Raw genomic sequence first — 1486 nt, forward strand, 5'->3', positions numbered from 1 at the left:
GATTTCTATGAAATCGAAGCGGCCGAACTGGACGAAATCGACGTCACAATCGCTATGCCTGACGGCACGCCAGAACCTCATTTCAGAATTCAGGAGTAATCCATGTTTGTAAAACCCGTTGCCGGGCGCAGCGTACGCGACCCGGTTAAGGGCACGCATTTGCCCGAAGGTTGTACAGAAGTACAAGACAGCCTGTTTTGGCATCGTCGCGTAAAAGACGGTGACGTTGAAATATGTCAGCCTGAAAAAGCAGTTAAAAAGGCAGTTAAGGAGAATGAATAATGGCCGTACCCTTTTCACGTGTACCCAACAATATCCGGGCGCCGCTATTTTATGTTGAGTTCGACAACTCGATGGCGAACAGCGCCATGGCGACACAGCGCACACTGATTATCGGTCAGATGCTGAGTACTTCCACAGCAAAGCCCGATATTCCTGAGCGCGTCTCTTCCGCCGCTCAAGCGGCTAATTTATACGGCAATGGCTCAATGCTGCACGGCATGACTGGGGCTTATTTAGCTAATGACCAGGCGGCTGAAGTTTGGGTTCTTCCCTTAAGTGATGCCGATAGCATGGTCGCAGCCAGGGGCAGTGTAAAAGTATCCAGTCCAGCAACCGATACCGGCGTTATCTCGCTGTATATCGGCGGTCAGCGTGTGCAGATCACGACTGTTGCCACAGATAAAGCCGAGCAAGTCGCTACTGCATTATCGGCAGCGATTAATCAGAAAGCCGCTTTACCTGTTACAGCGACGGTAGCATTTGACTCGGCTGATACAGTATCCATTACGGCAAAAAACAAAGGCGCAGCCGGTAACAGCATTGATTTACGGCTGAACTATCGCGGCCAGGCTGGCGGTGAATTTACTCCTTCTGGCATGGATTTGAAAATCGCTCAGATGGCAGGTGGAGCGGGCGCGCCAGATCTCAAAAACGCATTAGGCAATCTCAAAGACCGTTCCTTTGATTTTATTGCCAATCCCTATACCGATACCGCGTCATTAGATGATGTGAAAGCGTTTCTGTCTGATACAGTCGGGCGCTGGTCGTGGGAACAACAGCTTTACGGGCACGCATTTAGTGCGGCCAATGGCGCATACGGGGAACTGGCAAAATTGGGTGAACAACGTAACTATCAGCATGAAACATTGCTGGGAGTCACCAAGTCCCCATCTCCCAATTACGTTTGGGCGGCAGCGTTAACTGGGGCAATCGCTCAAAGCTTGCGGAATGACCCCGGCAGGCCATTACAGACATTACCGATTAGCGGCGTTCTGGCTCCGGCATCTGAGGACCAGCTTGATCTGATTGAGCGTAATAATCTGCTACATAGCGGGATTTCCAGCTTTACTGTGGCTGATGACGGCACAATCCAGGTCGAAAATATCATCACGACGTACCAAAAAAATAGTTTTGGTGATAACGATGACAGCTATCTTGAAGTTGAAACCTTGTATTTGCTGATGTACGTCACACGCTATATCCG

2 protein-coding genes are annotated in these 1486 nt (G+C 50.1%); both read left to right on the top strand.

Going from position 1 to position 1486, the window contains the following annotated elements; genetic code table 11:
* The first annotated feature begins 102 nt into the window (after positions 1–102).
* Positions 103–282, top strand: a complete 180-nt coding sequence (locus tag ACGF5R_RS23925; RefSeq protein ID WP_112879686.1) for a DUF2635 domain-containing protein — start codon at positions 103–105, stop codon at positions 280–282.
* Positions 282–1486: phage tail sheath subtilisin-like domain-containing protein (locus tag ACGF5R_RS23930; RefSeq protein WP_387693115.1), on the top strand; the 1205-nt coding region annotated here is incomplete at its 3' end. The genes ACGF5R_RS23925 and ACGF5R_RS23930, both read left to right, overlap by 1 nt.

This window comes from Photorhabdus sp. RM71S, assembly GCF_042879355.1.
Taxonomy (GTDB): Bacteria; Pseudomonadota; Gammaproteobacteria; order Enterobacterales; family Enterobacteriaceae; genus Photorhabdus; species Photorhabdus kayaii.

Coding starts and splice junctions, on each gene's coding strand:
- ACGF5R_RS23925 (WP_112879686.1), top strand. CDS start 103: ATGTTTGTAAAACCCGTTGCCGGGCGCAGCGTACGCGACCCGGTTAAG.